This is a genomic window from Microbacterium maritypicum, assembly GCF_041529975.1.
Taxonomy (GTDB): domain Bacteria; phylum Actinomycetota; class Actinomycetes; order Actinomycetales; family Microbacteriaceae; genus Microbacterium.
In genome coordinates this window covers 2,587,720-2,604,812 of record NZ_CP168030.1, presented here as the reverse complement: position 1 = coordinate 2,604,812, position 17,093 = coordinate 2,587,720, and the positions used below count along the sequence as shown (strand labels likewise).

Genomic DNA, 17,093 nt, shown 5'->3' with positions numbered 1-17,093 from the left:
CTCGCCGTGAGTATTCCGGTCAGGCGTCGAAGAACCCGCGGCGGCCTCACCGACACATCGCCGCGCGAGGCCGCCGTGCCACACTTCAGGCGTTGGAGCCGTGGGGGTACCGCAGGCGGGCCGCTCCGATGACCAACAAGGTGATGAGCGCTGCCAATGCGACTATCAGGAGAGCAGTGGCGCCTACGGATCCGGTGATCGTCACGGCCGGAGCATATTCCCGTCCGGCAGCGCCGCGAAACGTCGCGATAAATGGAATCGCGATCGTCGTCCCGCCGCCGAACGCCACGGCCGCGCATAGCATCCATCCAACGAGCACGATCCCGACCGAGATGAGGAGTGAATGGAGAACGACCAGGCAATAGCCAACCATCGACGAAGCCGAGCCGCGCATTCCGATCGCCCCTTCAGCGCTCGTCATCGTACGCACCTGGCAGTGAAGCCATTCTTCGTGGACAGCTCGGGATACTTCCCCATCGCCCGGCACGTGTTCCACCAGCTGACAACGATCCACGTAGCGACACCGAGTACCGCCGCGGCAACGACGATCATCGCAATCGTCGTCACGACGATGACGACCAGGGGGAGAGGATCGGCAACGACGGGGTACGCCACGTCGCTGAGCTCCTGATGCTTGACGATCTGCGTCAAGGTCGTTCCCTCGACGATGTAATGCGTTGGTACTGCCTCGCCATTGGCGTCGCGGGCCCAAGCCGGCTCAAAGACCACCTTGGTCACACCTTGCGCGTCAATGATCTGCGCCCCGCCTTCGTCGGTCGCCACGAGCCTGTGCCCTGCGGGAATCGACAGGCCATACGCGTAAGACTCGGACGCCAGTTTATTCTCGATGACCGAGAGGAGCTGTACGCCTCCCTCCGTCGGAACGACGGCGTTGGAGCTCTCACCGCCAGAGGCAAACGCGACGGCGCCGTTCTCTAGCGTACTGGCGGGGGCTGAGGTTGCTGCATTGGGGAGAGATATCCCGAGCGAGAACTCCCCTACGGTCATGGAAACGCCATCTCTGGCATTGGCCGGGATGATCACGTCCAGATAGCCGTCGCTCATCACAGGATTAGCATTGTCCTGCGCTGGCGACTGGGAGCCGACGGGGTGCTGGAGCAAACCTTCACCCAGGTTGCCGAGAGCGCTTGCGACTGCCTGATCCTCCTCACCATATGAGGACGTACCTTCCTCGGCGAGAGCCGGTGTAGCCGTCACCATTGTTGCAGCCAACGCTCCCGCGATGATGATTCCTACTGTCCGGTTCGTTCTCATGTGCATCTCCAAGCCTCCTCGATTTGATCCCCGCTAACCGGTAACACGCTAGCTGTGTACGGGTTGCGACTGCTTGCGCACCGAACTTCCCGTAGATGCGCCCCACCCACCCCGTCCGGCTTGAGCTGTCCAAACGACGTGCCCGCCGCTCGTCCTCCTTCGAACCTCGCGGCGAGAGACAGGTCAGGCGTCGAACAGCCCGCGGATGTCGTCGGCCGAGAGCGACTGCGCGAACAGTGCCTCGTCGTCCAGGACCGCCGTGAACAGGCGTGCCTTCTTGCGCTGGAGTTCGAGCACCTTCTCCTCGATCGTGCCCGTGGCGATCATGCGGTAGACGAACACCTGGCTGTCCTGACCGATGCGGTGCGTGCGGTCCACGGCCTGCGCCTCGGCGGCCGGGTTCCACCACGGGTCGAGCAGGAACACGTAGTCGGCCTCGGTGAGGGTGAGCCCGAATCCGCCGGCCTTCAGGCTGATGAGGAACACCGGCTGCTCCCCCGACGTGAAGCCGTCGACCACCTTCTGACGTTGCCGCGTCGAACCGTCCAGATGCGCATACGGGATGCCTGCGGCATCAAGGCGCGCCGCGGCCATGTCGAGGAACGACGTGAACTGGCTGAACACCAGAGCCCGATGGCCCTCGGCCTGCAGCTCGATCACGCGCTCGAGTAACACGTCGAGCTTGCGCGAGCCGATCTTCGCGTCTTCGGGATCGATCAGTCCGGGAGCCAGGCTGAGCACGCGCATCAGCGTCAGGGAGCGGAACACGATGAAGCGGTTGCGGTCGAGGTCTTCCAGCAGTCCCAGCACCTTCTGCCGCTCACGCTGCAGGACGACCTCGTAGAGCGCCCGGTGGGAGGAACTCAGCTCGACCTCGAGGATCTGCTCCTGTTTCGCCGGCAGCTCCGGCGCGACGAGTTCTTTCGTGCGCCGCAGCAGGAGCGGGCGGATGCGGCGGCGCAGCCGTTCGAGTCGACGCTGCCGATAGGCGCCGCCCTCCTCGTTCTCGGGGACCTTGCCCTGCTCGATCGGCTGGATGTAGTCCTCGCGGAACTTCCGGGCCGAGGCGAAGAGGCCCGGCGCCGTCAGCTTGAGCAGGGCCCACAGCTCGCTGAGACTGTTCTCCATCGGGGTTCCGGTGACCGCGAAGGTGACGTCCGCGCGGAACGTCGCGACCGCGCGGTGCAGCTTGGTCTCGGGGTTCTTCACGAACTGGGCTTCATCGAGGATGAGCCCGGCCCATTCGACCCCGGCGTACACGTCCTCGTCGAGCCGTGCGACCGCATAGCTCGTGATCACGAGGTCGATGTCCCGCAGCGAGTCCGTCAATGGCGGCCCCTGCGTGCTCGCCCTGACCTGCACGCGCAGCGTCGGCGCGAATCGCGCGGCCTCGCTGCGCCAGGTCGCGAGGACAGACGTGGGCACGACGACGAGGAACGGTCGCCGCTCCCCCGCTTCGCGCGCGTGCATGATGAGCGCCAGCAGCTGCAGCGTCTTGCCGAGGCCCATGTCGTCGGCGAGGATGCCGCCGAGACGGTGCGCCCAGAGAAAGGCGAGCCAGTCCAGACCCTCTTTCTGATAAGGGCGGAGTTCGGCCGTGATTCCTTGCGGCACCGCGACCGCCGGCACGGAACTCGCCCGACGCAGCCCGTCGGCCGTCGCCCGCCATGTCACTGCGGGAAGAGCCTCGTCGGCGAGATCCTCGAACTCCTCCCAGAGATCGGTCTGATGTCGGCTGATCCGCGGGCCGGCTTCCCACTCCTCGAGTTCGCCGGCCTCCTCGATCAGTTCGCGGAGGCGGTCGAGCGCCCGGTGATTCAGGGAGAAATAGCCGCCGTCGGAGAGCAGGAGCTTCTTCTTGCCCTTGCTCAATGCGGTGAAGAGGGGTCCGAACGGGATGGTGCGGCCGTCGATCTTCACCAGGACGCCGAGATCGAACCAGTCGGGATCAGTGCTCTCGACCGTGGTCACCGTGATCTCGGGCTCGCCCGTGAGCTCGTGATAGCTCTTGCTGCGGCCGGTGACGGTGACGGTGACGCCCTCGGCCTCGAGCGCCGGCACCACTCGGGTGACGAACTCGGCGGCCGCGACGTCGTGGAAAGCCCCGGTGGGCGCGAGCTCCTCCCCCAGTCGTTCCGTCCACACGGCCTGAAGCGCATCCCTGAGCGCATTCTCGGCGACGGTGTCTCGCACCGCATCGGAACTCGGCATGAAAGGCACGAGTCCGAACCCGCGGTAGTCCCACGCGAACGAATACTTGACGGTGTCGCCCCGCTGGAAGGACAGCTCCAGCACGGCACGGGGCGCCGGAAGAGGAGGCAGCTCGACCCGACCGACCGGCCGCACATCGATGCGACGCGCCAGCAGCGGGTAGGCATCACGGAAGAATGCCGCCTCGTCACCGGCAGGCACCGCGAGGCCCTCGCCGGCGCCGAGCAGGGCGTGCACGGGGCGGCTGATCGCCACCTCGGCCAGCGTGACACGGAGATTCGTGCCGCGTTGTGCGACCTCGTACAGACCACTGTGCCCGATCGGATGCACGGCGAGCGGGTCGACCTCGCGGCCGTCGATCGTGACGGCCGGGTGCACGATGAGGCCTCCGCCCTCGCGTCCGACGGTGGCGCCGATCGATGCGCGCTCCGCGAGCACGACGGTCGTGCTCTTCTGGGCGGCGACGAGGGGGATGCCGACGTCGGCCGCGGCACGCAGATGCCCCCAGAGCAGGCCGGACTCGATCAGGTCGGCGACCAGCCAGTCGCCGGCCGTGCCCGACAGAAGAGTGTCGCGCGCGATGCTGAGCAGATCGGCGAACCACCGCGACCGGTCGCGTCCGTACTGCGTGGGCGAGCGGCGGACGGCGTCCCACGATGCCGTGCCCTGCACCCAGGCGCCGGTCGACGCACTCTTCTCGAGCGGCCGGATGCCGAGCAGAATCTCGCCGGTACGTTTCGCCACGTCGCGCGCGGTCGCCGTGCGCTGCGGGCGGGACGCCCACGGGTTCGCGCCTCGGCCGTCGCGCAGCCGCAGTTCCACGCCGAGTGCGAGTGGAGTTTCTGCGTAGTCGCGCGGAGAACCGAGAATCGACCGCCAGTCCGCGGATGACGAGCCCTCCGAGCGGGACGGATCGGACGCGAGGGACATGCCCCCATCCTCTCCGACACCACCGACAGTGCCTCGCGGCGGACGATCAGGCGGAGCGGGCTACCCGCGCGAGGACGCCGTGCACGAACGCGCCGGAGTCGTCGGTCGAGAACTCCTTCGCGAGCTCCACGGCCTCGTCGATCGCCACGGCCGTCGGAACCTCGTCGTTGTAGAGGATCTCCCACACCGCGATGCGGAGCAGCGCGCGGTCGACCGCGGGCATCCGCTCGAGCTTCCAGTCGCGGCTGTGCGTCGTGATCTGCTCATCGATCTCGTCGCGCTGGTCGATGATGCCGTCGACGATCTCGCGGGCATAGAGCCAGGAGGCCTCACGTGCAGGCTCGCTGGCCGCACGCTTCGCCTCGGCCGCCAACGTCACGGCGATGTCATCCCCGCGCACATCGGCGGAGAACAGGATGTCGAGAGCGCGCTTGCGCGCCTTCGTCCGGGCGCTCACGCCTTACTTCTCGCGGCCGAGGTAGTCACCCGTGCGGGTGTCGACCTTGACCTTGGTGCCGGTCTCGACGAACAGCGGCACCTGGATCTCGTAGCCGGTCTCGAGCGTCGCGGGCTTGGTGCCGGCCGACGAGCGGTCGCCCTGCAGGCCCGGCTCGGTGTAGGTGATCTCGAGGATCACGGATGCCGGGAGGTCGATGTACAGCGGGTTGCCGTTGTTCAGGGCGATGGTCACGGCCTGGTTCTCGAGAAGGAAGTTCTTCGCGTCGCCGACAGTGGCGGCGCCGACCGTGATCTGGTCGAAGTCGGTCTGATCCATGAAGACGTAACCGTCGCCGTCGGTGTACAGGTACGTGTAGTCGCGGCGGTCGACGTTCTCGATCTCGATCTTCGCGCCCGCGTTGTACGTGCGGTCGACGACCTTGCCGGAGACGACGTTCTTCAGCTTCGTGCGCACGAACGCGCCACCCTTGCCGGGCTTGACGTGCTGGAACTCGATGACGCTCCAGAGCTGCCCGTCGATGCTGAGGACGACGCCGTTCTTGATGTCTGCGGTAGATGCCATGCGCTGCGAGTTCCGTTCGTGTGTCTGCGGGTTCGGACGAGGCCGACAGTCGAGTCTAAGGGATGAGCGGCCGGACCCCCGCACGGCCCATGCCGTGGATCAGCCCATCCCACGAGAACGTAGGCACGCAGCACCGCCTCGCACGCCCCGTGGACGTCATCCGTTTCGGCGCTCAGCTGATGGCCATCGCGGTGGACGGCGACTCGTTTCGATCAGAGGTGCGTGACCAGTTCGCGCACGGCGTCGGCATATCCGTCGACGCCGCGTCCGACGATGCGGACCACGGCGACATCATGCAGGTAGGAGTGGTGGCGGAACTCCTCGCGCGCGTACACATCGGAGATGTGCACCTCGGCGAACGGCAGCGCGACACCGGTCAGCGCGTCCCGCAGCACTACGGACGTGTGCGTGAGCCCCCCGGGGTTGATCACGATGGCCGCGCAGTCCTCGCGCGCGGCGTGGATGGCGTCGATCAGGACGCCCTCGTGGTTGCTCTGCACCGCGCGCACCTCGAAGTCGAACTCGGCGGCGGCAGCAGCGGTGATCCGCTCCACGTCGGCGAGCGTGGCGGTGCCGTAGACCTCGGGTTCGCGCGTGCCCAGCAGGTTCAGGTTCGGGCCGTTGACCAGGAGGATGCGGCGGGTCACGCACCCACCTCCTGGTAGGCGGCGAACATCAGCGACTCGTCCGGGGCCTGCAGCACGGTGGGCTTGGCGATGTCGTCGAGCAGGATGAAACGGAGCATCCCGCCGCGGCTCTTCTTGTCGCGCTGCATCGTGGCGAGCAGTTGCGGCCACGCTCCGGCGCGGTACGACGTGGGAAGCCCCAGAGAGTCGAGGACGGTGCGGTGGCGTTCGGCCGCGGCGTCGGAGAGCCGGCCCGCGAGGCGAGAGAGCTCCGCGGCGTACAGCATCCCCACCGAGATCGCCGCACCATGCCGCCAGCGGTACCGCTCGGCATGCTCGATCGCGTGCCCGAGGGTGTGTCCGTAGTTCAGGATCTCGCGGAGGCCGGCCTCGCGGAAGTCGTCGGAGACCACCTCCGCCTTCATACCGATAGCCAGCTCGATCGCACGACGGAATTCGTCGGTGGTCGTATCCACCGCGCGGACGGGATCAGCCTCGATGATGTCGAGGATCTCCGGTGCCCAGATGAACCCGGCCTTGACCACCTCGGCGAACCCTGCGGTCGCCTCGTTCGGGCTCAGGCTGGCGAGCTCGTCGAGGTCGCCGATCACGGCGCTGGGGGCCCAGAACGCGCCGACGAGGTTCTTGCCCTCGGCGGTGTTGACGCCGGTCTTCCCGCCGACCGCGGCGTCGACCAGCCCGAGAACGGTGGTGGGCACCTGGACCAGCTGCACACCGCGCAGCCAGGTCGCCGCGACGAAACCTGCGAGATCGGTCACTGCACCGCCGCCGTAGCCGACGACGGCGTCGCTGCGGGTGAAGTCGGCCTGCCCCATGACCTGCCAGCAGAATGCGGCGACCTCGATGCGCTTGCCCTGCTCCGCGTCCGGGATCTCGGCGAGCAGAACTTCGCGCGGTCCTTCGGCCGTGTCGGCGAGCAGACGGTCCCGCAGCTCGGCCGCGCGCGCCGCGAGCGTCGGCGGGTGCACGACCAGGATCTTGCGCACACCCGGCGCGAGGGCAGCCGAGACCTGCTCCAGGATCCCCCGCCCGATCGTGATGTCGTAGGCATCGTTCCCGGTGACGCTGATGGTCGTCGTGCTCATCGCTGCTCTCTCCTCCATGTCACGATGTCGTCCGCGATCCTCTGCATCGGACGACGTGAGGTGTCGAAGGTCGTCGAGGCGACCTCGGCGTACCACCTCCGGCGTTCCTCGAAGATCTTCTTCCAGCGCTCGACCGGATCCTCCTCGCCCGCCAGCAGCGGACGATTGCTGCCGCGCAGGCGGTCGGCCACCGCATCGACGCTCACCGTCAGGAAGACGACCGGTTGATCCTTGAGCAGATCGCGCGTGTCGGCCTGCGTCACCGCGCCGCCTCCGAGGGAGATCACGCCGCCCTCGGAGAGCGCGTCCGCCACCGCTGCCCGTTCCAGGTCTCGGAAGTGCGCCTCGCCGTGCTCCGCGAAGATGGCGGGGATCGGCCCGTGAGCGGCGACGATGCGCTTGTCGGTGTCGACGAAGGCGACTCCCAGTCGACGCGCGACGCGTCGACCGACGCTGGTCTTGCCGGCGGCCATCGGGCCGACCAGCACCAGCGTCAGCGGGTCAGCCTCGCTCGTCATGCGCGATGAGCGCCGCCTCGGACGCGGGTGTCGTGCGCAGCTCCGCGGGGATGCCGTCGAGGTACCCGTCGAGGTTGCGCCGCGTCTCACGGATGCTGTCGCCGCCGAACTTCTCCAGCACGGCGTTCGCCAGCTCGACCGCGACCATGGCCTCGGCGACCACACCCGCCGCGGGAACCGCGCACACGTCGGAGCGCTGGTGATGGGCGGTCGCGTCGTCGCCGGTCGCGATGTCGATGGTGCGCAGCGCGTGCGGCACCGTGGCGATCGGCTTCATACCGGCACGCACGCGCAGCACGGTGCCCGTGGACATGCCGCCCTCGGTGCCGCCGGCGCGGTCGGAGCCGCGGGTGATGCCGTCAGCGGTCGCGAACAGCTCGTCGTGCGCCGCCGAGCCACGACGGCGCGTGGTCTCGAACCCGTCGCCGACCTCGACGCCCTTGATCGCCTGGATGCTCATCAGCGCCTGGGCGAGACGGGCGTCCAGACGCCGGTCCCAGTGCACGTGCGAGCCGAGCCCGGGCGGGAGGCCGTACGCCAGCACCTCGACGATGCCGCCGAGCGTGTCGCCGTCCTTCTTCGCGTCGTCGACCTCGGCGACCATGAGTGCCGACGTCGCGGCGTCGAAGCAGCGGAGCGGATCGGCGTCCAAGGCGTCCACGTCGTCCGGCGTCGGAAGAGCAGAGCCCGGAGGAACCTGCACCGGACCGATCGAGAGCGTGTGGCTGACCAGACGGATGCCGAGCTCGCCGAGGAACGAACGGGCGATGGCGCCGAGAGCGACGCGTGCCGCCGTCTCGCGCGCGCTCGCACGCTCCAGGATCGGACGCGCCTCGTCGAAGTCGTACTTCTGCATGCCGACGAGGTCGGCGTGCCCCGGGCGCGGCCGCGTGAGCGGAGCGCTGCGCCCACGGGACTTGTCGGTGAGCTCGACGGGTTCGGGGTTCATGACCTCGATCCACTTCGGCCACTCGGTGTTGCCGATGCGCAGGGCGATCGGGCTGCCCAGGCTCTTTCCGTGGCGGACGCCGCCCGAGAGGGTCAGCTCATCCTGCTCGAACTTCATGCGCGAGCCGCGGCCGTAACCCAGCTTTCGACGGGCGAGATCGGCCTGGATGGCCTCGGAGGAGACAGGGACGCCGGAGGGCAGACCCTCCATGACGGCGATGAGTTCTGGGCCGTGGGATTCGCCGGCCGTGAGCACGCGGAGCATTGCTCCAGTCTCCCACGGGTTCGGACCCCCGCTGCGCCGCGTTTCGTCCTGCGAGTCGGCTCAGAGCGCGGCGCGCATCGCGGCAACGACCGGGCCCTCATCCGGTAGCTCGATGCGGGGGTCACCGTGATGGAAGATGCGGATCTGACGCACGGCCTGGTGCAGCAGCATGCCGAGTCCGGAGATCACCGCGCCATCCCCCCAATTCGCCGCGAGAGCCGAGGGCCACGGCGCGTACGCGGCGTCGAAGAGCGCTCCCCCGCTCGCCGCCAAGGCCGTCGAGGTGTCGACGGGGAGTGCGGTCCCACTCGGCAGCGTGGCGATCGTGAGGTCGGCGGACGTGGTCGGCCCATCGAGCGGCTGCGCCTCCACCACGACGTCGATGCGCGCTCCGAGCGCCACCAGCCCCGCCGCTCGTTCGGGTCGTCGGGCATGCACGACCACCCGGGTCGCACCCAGCTCCGACGCCGCCACGAGCGCGGAGGCAGCCGTGGCGCCGGCCCCGAGGATGCGGACCGTTCCCGCCTCGGTCACCCCGGCCTCGGCCAGTGCGTCGACGATCCCTCCTACGTCGGTGTTGAAACCCGCGGGTGCGTCCCCGAGCAGCAGGGTGTTGACGGCGCCGGTGAGCTCGGCGTGGGCGTCCCTCGTCTCAGCGGCGCGAAACGCCTCCTCCTTCAACGGCATGGTCAGCGAGAGACCGCGCCAGGAGTCGTCGAGTCCTCGGAGCGCCCCCGCGAATCCGTCGGCGGTGACCTGACGGCGCCCGTACTCCCAGTCCATGCCCAGCACGCGGTAGGCCGCGGCGTGCAGGTCCGGCGACTTGGAGTGCGCGATCGGGTCGCCCCAGACCGCCAGACGGGTACCGGTCACCGTCTCAGCAGCCCGCGTCGGGGTTTTCCCGGCACCACGCGCGCCACTTCTCGATCCCCTGTTCGTGCTCGGACATGGTCTCGGAGAACTGCGTCTCCCCGGTTTCGAGGTTGATCGTGACGAAGTACAGCCAGGGACCGTCCGCCGGATGCATGGCGGCATCGATGGCAGCGTCGCTCGCGCTCGAGATCGGGGTCGCGGGGAGTCCTTGGCGCTTATAGGTGTTCCACTCGTTGTCGCTCTCGAGCGCCTCCTTGGAGCTCGAGACGACACCCTCGTGCAGCGATCCATAGCCGTACTGGGCTGTCGAGTCCATCTGCAGCAGCATGTCGATATCCAGACGGTTCTGGATGACTCGCGACACCTTCGCGAAGTCGTCCAGTCGGCCTTCACGCTGGATGATCGAGGCGATCGTCAGCACGCGCTGCGCGTCTTCGGGCGGCACTCCTGCCTCATCGAGCGCTTGGCGGGTACGGTCGACCATCCGCTGGATGACCTGCGTCGGGGTGACCTCAGGGTCGAAGGTGTACACGGCCGGGAACAGCCAGCCTTCGAGGCTACGCGCGTCGACGCCGTACTGCGACGGGTCCTTGACGGCCGCCTCGAAGTCGGCGAGCGGGAGGCCGAGAGTCTCGGCCATGCCGGGCAGCGACGAGACGATCGTCGCGCCCTCGCCGACCGACACCGTGTTCTCGAGCTTGTTGGCCTCATCCTCGAGAGCGGCGAGAGCGGCCTCGGCCGTCATCTTCTGCTGCAGGCGGTACACACCGGGGTAGAACGTCGGGTTGATGCCCTCATCGACCAAGTAGTCGTAGAACACATCCTCGGTCTTCGTGACGCCCGCTTCGTGGAGAGCGATCGAGACCGGTCCGCCGGTGTCGCCTTCCTTGATAGTGACCAGTGCTTCGCCGGTCGCCTGACCCGGTTCCCAGTCCTTCGACGGCCCCCAGCCCATGGCCTCGCTGATCCTGTCACCGTAGGTGTTCGCCACCCAGACGCCGGCTCCCGCGAGGCCGCCGACGATTGCGAGGACGATGATCAACGCGATCAGGCATCCCTTGCGACGCTTCTTCTTCGGCGTGGCGTCGACGTGATCGTCGTGCGGGGCGAAGAGGTCGTCGAGCCCGCCGCCGATCACGGGCTCCGGCGTCGCGGCCGGCGACGCGGATGCTGCCGGCGGCCGGGTCACCGGAACGGCTCGCGTCGGCGTATCGCCCGCGTCCACGGAGTCGGCCGAGTCGCGCACAGGGGTCGGCGACGGGGACTCGCGGTTCGCCGCGGCCGCCTCGTCGGCGGACGCACGGACCGGCACGGGCGATGGCTGCAGATGGTCACCCGATGCGCCGTTCGTGGGCGCCGTGGCGTCCCCCGAGGCGGCTTCACGAGCCGCACGACGCGAACCCGGAGCGGGCGCACTGTTGTCGACCGTCGGAATCTGCGTGGTCGGCTCCGGAAGGTTCTCGAACAGCTCCCCCAGGCGGGAGTCTGCGTCATGCCGCGGCGTTTCGTTGTCGCGTTCGGACATCGTCAGGCGTGCTCCTCGTCAGGCGAGATGGCCGCACCGGCCGGGTTTCCGGTGCTCTTCTCCATATCGATCGCCTGCTGCAGAAGCACCACGGCGGCGACCTGATCCACAATGCTACGAGACTTCTTCTGAGATCTCCCGGAACTGCGCAGGGCGGCGTGCGCGGAAACGGTGCTCAGACGCTCGTCGACGAGCCGCACGACGATGCCACTGCGCAGCTGGAGAGCCGCCGCGAACTCCCGTGCGTCCGTTGTCGACGGCGTATCGGCGCCCCGCATGTTCACCGGCAGTCCGACCACGAACTCCAGAGGCTCGTACTCCCCCGCGAGCTGGACGAGGCGATCGATCGACGCCTCGTCCCGCGGGACCGTCTCGACCGGCACGGCGAGCATGCCGTCCGGGTCGCAGCGGGCGACACCGACCCTCGCCCGACCGACGTCGATGCCGAGCCGCACACCGCGGCGGAAGCCGCTCACGCGCCGTGCAGCTCCTGCGAGATGGCCTCGAGAGCCGCGGGAAGAGCCGCGGCGTCCGCGCCGCCGCCCTGCGCGACATCATCGCGTCCTCCGCCACCGCCGCCGAGTACACCGGCGGCGCGCTTCGCGAGCGCACCCGCCTTCGCGCCGGCGGATCGAGCAGCATCGTTCGTCGCCACGACCACGACCGGGCGACCGTTGACGACCGCCCCCAGGGCGACGACCGCGGCATCGGAGCCGAGCCGATCGCGCACGCCGTTGACGAGGTCGCGCACATCATCGGCAGATGCCACGTCGCCGAGGTTGAGTGCTGCGAGCCGGAAGGCGCCGACGCGCTTCGCGGCCTCGACGATCGCCGGGATCTGCCCCGCGCGCTGCTGGGACTCGAACTGCGCGATGCGCTTCTCCGCGGCCTTCAGGCTCGCCGTGAGATCGGCAATCCGCTCGGGCAGCTGCTCACGGGGCGTCTTCAGCGAGCTGGTGAGCTGCGAGACGATCGCCCGCTCGGCTGCGAGCTCGCGGAAGGCATCGGCGCCGACGAGGGCTTCGATACGGCGGTTGGATGCACCGACGGACGATTCTCCGACGAGGCTGACCAGACCGATCTCGGCACTCGTGCCCACGTGTGTACCGGCGCACAGCTCACGCGACCAGGGGCCGCCGATGTCGACCATGCGCACGACGTCGCCGTACTTCTCGCCGAACAGCGCCATGGCGCCGGCTTCCTTCGCCTCGTCGAGGGAGACGATGCGCGTGGTCACCTCGAGGGCGTCCTGCACGGCGCGGTTGGTGATCTCCTCGATCTCGCTGCGCGTGTCCGCGGAGAGCGCCTGCGACCACGAGAAGTCGAATCGCATGTAACCCGCGCGGTTCAACGACCCCGCCTGCGTGGCGGTCGGTCCGAGCGTGTCCCGGAGAGCGGCATGCACGAGGTGCGTCGCCGAGTGCGCCTGGCGTGCCGCGCGACGGTTGGCGGCGTCCACGACGGTCGTCGCGACGTCGTCGACCGCGACGCTTCCGCGGGCGACCTCGACGGTGTGGCTGATAAGACCGGGAACGGGCTTCTGCACATCGAGTACCTCGAGCTCGTAGCCCGGTCCGACGATCGTGCCCTTGTCGGCGACCTGACCGCCCGACTCCGCATACAGCGTGGTCTCGCTGAGTACGACCTCGGCGATCTGCCCCTCGGCGGCGCTGCGCACCGGAACCCCGTCGACGAGGAGTCCGATCACACGAGATTCGACCTCGAGCGCCGTGTATCCGTCGAAGCCGGTCTCGCCCAGGGCGCGCAGGTCGCGGTACACCGAGACGTCGGCGAGCTGACGCTTGCGATTGCGAGCGTCGTCCTTGGCGCGCTGGCGCTGCTCCTGCATGAGCGTGTCGAACGCGGTGCGGTCGACCTCGAGCCCGGCCTCTTCGGCAACCTCGAGGGTGAGATCGATCGGGAAGCCGTAGGTGTCGTGCAGCAGGAAGGCCTCGGGACCACTGAGGGTCTTGCCGCCGCCCTTCTTGGTCTCGTCGAGAGCGAGGTCGAGGATCGTCGAACCGGCGACGAGCGTGCGACGGAAGGTCTCCTCCTCCGCGAAGGCCGACGCCGAGAGCACAGACCAGTCCTTCTCGAGCTCCGGGTATGTGGTCTTCATCACGTCGCGCGATGCGGCGAACAGCTCGGGGAACACCGGCTCGTCGACGCCGAGCAGACGCATGGAGCGAACGGTGCGGCGCATGAGGCGGCGGAGGATGTACCCGCGTCCCTCGTTGGAGGGACGAACCCCGTCGGAGAGGAGCATGAGCGAGGAGCGCACGTGGTCGGCGACGACGCGGAAGCGCACGTCATCCTCGTGCTGCACGCCGTAGCGGCGTCCGGAGAGCTCGACGGCGCGGTCCAGCACCGGACGCACCTGGTCCGACTCGTACATGTTCTCCACGCCCTGCTTGAGGAAGGCGACGCGCTCGAGGCCCATGCCGGTGTCGATGTTCTTCATCGGCAGCTCGCCGACGATGTCGAACTCGGTCTTGCCACGGATGTTCTCGATGAAGTCCTGCATGAACACGAGGTTCCAGATCTCCAGGAACCTCGTGTCGTCGACGGCGGGGCCGCCGTCCTTTCCGTATGCCGGACCGCGATCGAAGAAGATCTCGGAGTCGGGGCCACCGGGGCCGGGCTGTCCGGTGTTCCAGTAGTTGTCCGCGCGTCCGAGACGCTGGATACGCTCGGGCTTCAGCCCGATGATGTCGCGCCAGATGGCCTCGGCCTCGTCGTCGGTCTCGTAGACGGTGACCCAGAGGTCCTTCTCATCGAAGCCGAGACCGCCGTCGGACTCGGAGCTCGTCAGCAGCTCCCAGGCGTAGCGGATCGCGCCTTCTTTGAAGTAGTCGCCGAACGACCAGTTGCCGAGCATCTGGAAGAACGTGCCGTGACGCGCGGTGCGACCGACCTCTTCGATGTCGTTCGTGCGAATGCACTTCTGCACATCGGCGATGCGCGGATGCGGGGCGGGGACGACGCCCGTGAGGTACGGGATCATCGGCACCATCCCGGCCACCGTGAACAGCAGCGACGGATCGTCGCTGACGAGTGAGGCCGAAGGGACGATGAGGTGGTCGTTCTTCTCGAAGAAGTCGAGGTAACGCTGCGCGATCTCCGCAGTTTTCATAGAGTGCCGGGTGTCCTTGCGTGAAGATGCCGCGCCGTGGCGCTGCTGCGGTGGTTCAGTTGTCGCCCGGCTCCGTGAGCCGTGCCTCCTGCTCGCGGTAGGCGTCGCCGATGAGAGCGGTGAATCCGTTGATCCTGGCGTCGACCTCAGCGAGGATGTCGTGACCGCGCGGGTCCTTGTTCATGAAGTGAGCCGCGACGAAGCCGCCGATCACACCGACCAGGAACCATTGCACGTTCTTCATGTCGTCATCCTTGCCCTTGATCCGCGAAGGCGCGGTGTCACCATCGTATGCCGAAACGACAAGAGGCGTCGGGTCACCCCGACGCCTCTTGCGCTGCTGCTCTCAGAGAGCAGCGTGAGCGATGCTCAGCGTGCTGCGTAGTACTCGACGACGAGCTGCACTTCACAGGTCACGGGGACCTCGGCGCGCTTCGGACGACGAACCAGACGCGACTGGAGCTTGTCGAGCTCGACCTCGAGGTAGCCGGGAACGGGCGGCAGAACCTCGGCGTGACCGCCGGCTGCTGCCACCTGGAAGGGCTCGGTGCCCTCGCTCTTGGGCTTGACGTGGATGAGCTGACCCGGCTTCACGCGGAACGACGGGCGGTCGACGAGCTGGCCGTCGACGAGGATGTGACGGTGCACGACGAGCTGGCGAGCCTGTGCGGTGGTGCGGGCGAAGCCCGAACGCACCACGAGAGCGTCGAGACGCATCTCGAGGAGCTCGACCAGGTTCTCACCGGTCAGACCGTCGTGGCGACGGGCCTCGTTGAACGTGTTGCGCATCTGCTTCTCGCGGATGCCGTACTGCTCGCGCAGACGCTGCTTCTCACGCAGACGGACGGCGTAGTCGCTGTCTGCCTTGCGCTTGGTGCGGCCGTGCTCACCCGGAGCGTAGGGACGCTTCTCGAGGTAGCGGGCGGCCTTCGGGGTGAGCGGGATGCCGAGGGCACGGCTCAGACGCACCTTGCGGCGGTCCTGGGACTTCGTGGTCACGAAGCTGTCCTTCCGATGACGTGGTCGTGACTTTCACGACTCACGGACGTATCGTCCGCGTTCTGCCTTGGAGCGCACGCCGGGGCGCCAGCAAGGTGTGGTGTGAACGAGGAGATGCCCGAAAACACGGTTTCGAGCCGCTCAAGTCTAACAGATCGCGGCTGCGCGCCTGATCGCGTGGGTCACCGGTCGCCGAGGATGCGGCGGATGCGCTCCAGTCGCGAACCGATGTCGCGCTCGGCACCCAGGTTCTTCGGCTCGTAGTAGTGCTTGCCGTCGAGCTCGTCGGGCAGATACTGCTGCGCCACCACGCCGTACTCGCTGTCGTGCGAGTAGACGTAACCGCGCCCGTGCCCGAGGCGCTTGGCGCCCGGATAGTGCGCGTCGCGCAGGTGCAGCGGCACACGTCCGAAACCTCCGGAGCGGATGTCGGCGATCGCGGCATCGATTCCCACATAGGCGGCGTTGGATTTCGCGGTGGTGGCGAGGTACACGGTCGCCTCGGCAAGCGGGATGCGTCCCTCCGGCATGCCGATGAACGCGACCGCGTCGGCAGCGGCGACCGCGATGACGAGACCCTGAGGGTCGGCCAGACCGACGTCTTCCGACGCGGAGATCACCAGGCGCCGGGCGATGAACCGCGGGTCCTCCCCCGCCTCGATCATGCGCGCGAGGTAGTGCAGCGCCGCATCGGGGTCGGACCCTCTGATCGACTTGATGAACGCACTGATGACGTCGTAGTGCTCGTCGCCCTGCCGGTCGTAGCGCAGAAGCGCCTTGTCGACGGCCTGGGCGACGTCGTCGGCGGAGACCTCCGGTACTGCCGCAGCGGCGTCCGCCTCGGCCGATCCGCTGTCCTCGCCTTCGTCGGAGCCAGCCTCCGCGGAGGATGCGTGCGAGAGGGCGACCGCAGCACCGGCCTCGAGACCCGTCAGCGCGCGCCTGGCGTCCCCCGAGGCGAGCCGGATCAGTGCGGCGCGAGCTTCGGCGCTCAGCGCCACGGCCCCGTTCAGCCCCCGTGCGTCGACGACGGCACGATCCACGAGTACACCGATGTCATCGTCGGTGAGCGGCTGGAGCGTGAGCAGCAGGGAACGGGACAGCAGCGGAGAGATCACCGAGAACGAGGGGTTCTCGGTGGTCGCGGCGATCAGGATCACCCACCCGTTCTCGACGCCGGGCAGCAGAGCGTCTTGCTGCGCCTTCGTGAACCGGTGGATCTCATCGAGGAAGAGGATCGTGGTCTGACCGTAGAGGTCGCGCTGCGTGATCGCCTCCTGCATCACCTCGCGCACGTCTTTGACGCCGGCGGTGATGGCGGACAGCTCGACGAAGCGGCGCCCGGACGAGCGCGCGATCGCCTGCGCAAGCGTGGTCTTTCCGGTGCCCGGCGGCCCCCAGAGGATGATCGAGACCGCTCCGGGCGAAGTCGCCTCCGGATCGGCGAGGGCGACGATGGGAGACCCTGCACGCAACAGGTGCCGCTGCCCCGCGACCTCGTCGAGCGAGATCGGGCGCATGCGCACGGCGAGAGGCGTCTGCCCGGAGAGCAGCGCGGCAGGGGACGTCATCCCTCCAGGCTACCGGCGGCTCCCGACACTTCGGGCGATCGGGCAGCTCCCGGTAGGCTCTCAGGCGACGCTGCGTACCGGCGTCGGAACGG

General features: G+C 68.2%; 16 protein-coding genes. All 16 read right to left on the bottom strand.

The genetic code is table 11. The annotated features are described in order from the left end of the window. Positions 1–85 precede the first annotated feature (85 nt). The gene (locus tag ACCO44_RS12635; RefSeq protein WP_029263348.1) at positions 86–421 is read right to left on the bottom strand and encodes a hypothetical protein; all 336 of its coding nucleotides are present in this window, start codon (positions 419–421) and stop codon (positions 86–88) included. Beyond that, positions 418–1,275 (bottom strand): hypothetical protein, encoded by an 858-nt coding sequence (locus ACCO44_RS12630; RefSeq protein ID WP_372466793.1) that lies wholly within the window; start codon positions 1,273–1,275, stop codon positions 418–420. The genes ACCO44_RS12635 and ACCO44_RS12630 overlap by 4 nt, the downstream gene beginning before the upstream one ends. A gap of 183 nt (positions 1,276–1,458) precedes the next feature. Continuing rightward, a complete protein-coding gene (locus tag ACCO44_RS12625; RefSeq protein ID WP_372466791.1) occupies positions 1,459–4,416 on the bottom strand; it encodes a DEAD/DEAH box helicase in 2,958 nt (985 codons plus the stop codon). Between the two features lie 46 nt (positions 4,417–4,462). Further along, positions 4,463–4,873, bottom strand: a complete 411-nt coding sequence (gene nusB, locus ACCO44_RS12620; RefSeq protein ID WP_029263345.1) for a transcription antitermination factor NusB — start codon at positions 4,871–4,873, stop codon at positions 4,463–4,465. A gap of 3 nt (positions 4,874–4,876) precedes the next feature. Then, entirely contained in the window at positions 4,877–5,437 is a 561-nt protein-coding gene (gene efp, locus ACCO44_RS12615) for an elongation factor P (protein ID WP_029263344.1), read from the bottom strand. Positions 5,438–5,649: 212 nt separating this feature from the next. After that, entirely contained in the window at positions 5,650–6,084 is a 435-nt protein-coding gene (gene aroQ, locus ACCO44_RS12610) for a type II 3-dehydroquinate dehydratase (RefSeq protein WP_372466790.1), read from the bottom strand. Next, a complete protein-coding gene (gene aroB, locus ACCO44_RS12605; protein WP_029263342.1) occupies positions 6,081–7,169 on the bottom strand; it encodes a 3-dehydroquinate synthase in 1,089 nt (362 codons plus the stop codon). The genes aroQ and aroB overlap by 4 nt, the downstream gene beginning before the upstream one ends. Beyond that, entirely contained in the window at positions 7,166–7,687 is a 522-nt protein-coding gene (locus tag ACCO44_RS12600) for a shikimate kinase (protein ID WP_262000958.1), read from the bottom strand. Before ACCO44_RS12600 ends, aroB begins: the two co-directional genes overlap by 4 nt. Further along, positions 7,671–8,900, bottom strand: a complete 1,230-nt coding sequence (gene aroC, locus ACCO44_RS12595) for a chorismate synthase (RefSeq protein WP_105709960.1) — start codon at positions 8,898–8,900, stop codon at positions 7,671–7,673. The genes ACCO44_RS12600 and aroC overlap by 17 nt, the downstream gene beginning before the upstream one ends. A 60-nt stretch (positions 8,901–8,960) precedes the next feature. Next, the gene (locus ACCO44_RS12590) at positions 8,961–9,773 is read right to left on the bottom strand and encodes a shikimate dehydrogenase (protein ID WP_372466789.1); all 813 of its coding nucleotides are present in this window, start codon (positions 9,771–9,773) and stop codon (positions 8,961–8,963) included. Positions 9,774–9,777: 4 nt separating this feature from the next. Then, positions 9,778–11,298, bottom strand: coding sequence for an endolytic transglycosylase MltG (gene mltG, locus ACCO44_RS12585; protein WP_372466787.1), 1,521 nt, complete (start codon positions 11,296–11,298; stop codon positions 9,778–9,780). A gap of 2 nt (positions 11,299–11,300) precedes the next feature. After that, positions 11,301–11,774 (bottom strand): Holliday junction resolvase RuvX, encoded by a 474-nt coding sequence (ruvX, locus tag ACCO44_RS12580; RefSeq protein ID WP_029263337.1) that lies wholly within the window; start codon positions 11,772–11,774, stop codon positions 11,301–11,303. Continuing rightward, positions 11,771–14,431 carry an alanine--tRNA ligase gene (gene alaS / locus ACCO44_RS12575; RefSeq protein WP_372466786.1) on the bottom strand — a complete coding sequence of 887 codons (2,661 nt, stop codon included), beginning with the start codon at positions 14,429–14,431 and terminating at the stop codon, positions 11,771–11,773. Before alaS ends, ruvX begins: the two co-directional genes overlap by 4 nt. 55 nt (positions 14,432–14,486) lie before the next feature. Next, positions 14,487–14,675, bottom strand: coding sequence for a hypothetical protein (locus ACCO44_RS12570; protein ID WP_029263335.1), 189 nt, complete (start codon positions 14,673–14,675; stop codon positions 14,487–14,489). A 125-nt stretch (positions 14,676–14,800) separates the two neighbouring features. Further along, positions 14,801–15,430, bottom strand: coding sequence for a 30S ribosomal protein S4 (rpsD, locus tag ACCO44_RS12565; RefSeq protein WP_029263334.1), 630 nt, complete (start codon positions 15,428–15,430; stop codon positions 14,801–14,803). A 182-nt stretch (positions 15,431–15,612) separates the two neighbouring features. Then, positions 15,613–17,001, bottom strand: coding sequence for a replication-associated recombination protein A (locus tag ACCO44_RS12560; RefSeq protein WP_105709965.1), 1,389 nt, complete (start codon positions 16,999–17,001; stop codon positions 15,613–15,615). Positions 17,002–17,093: the final 92 nt, after the last annotated feature.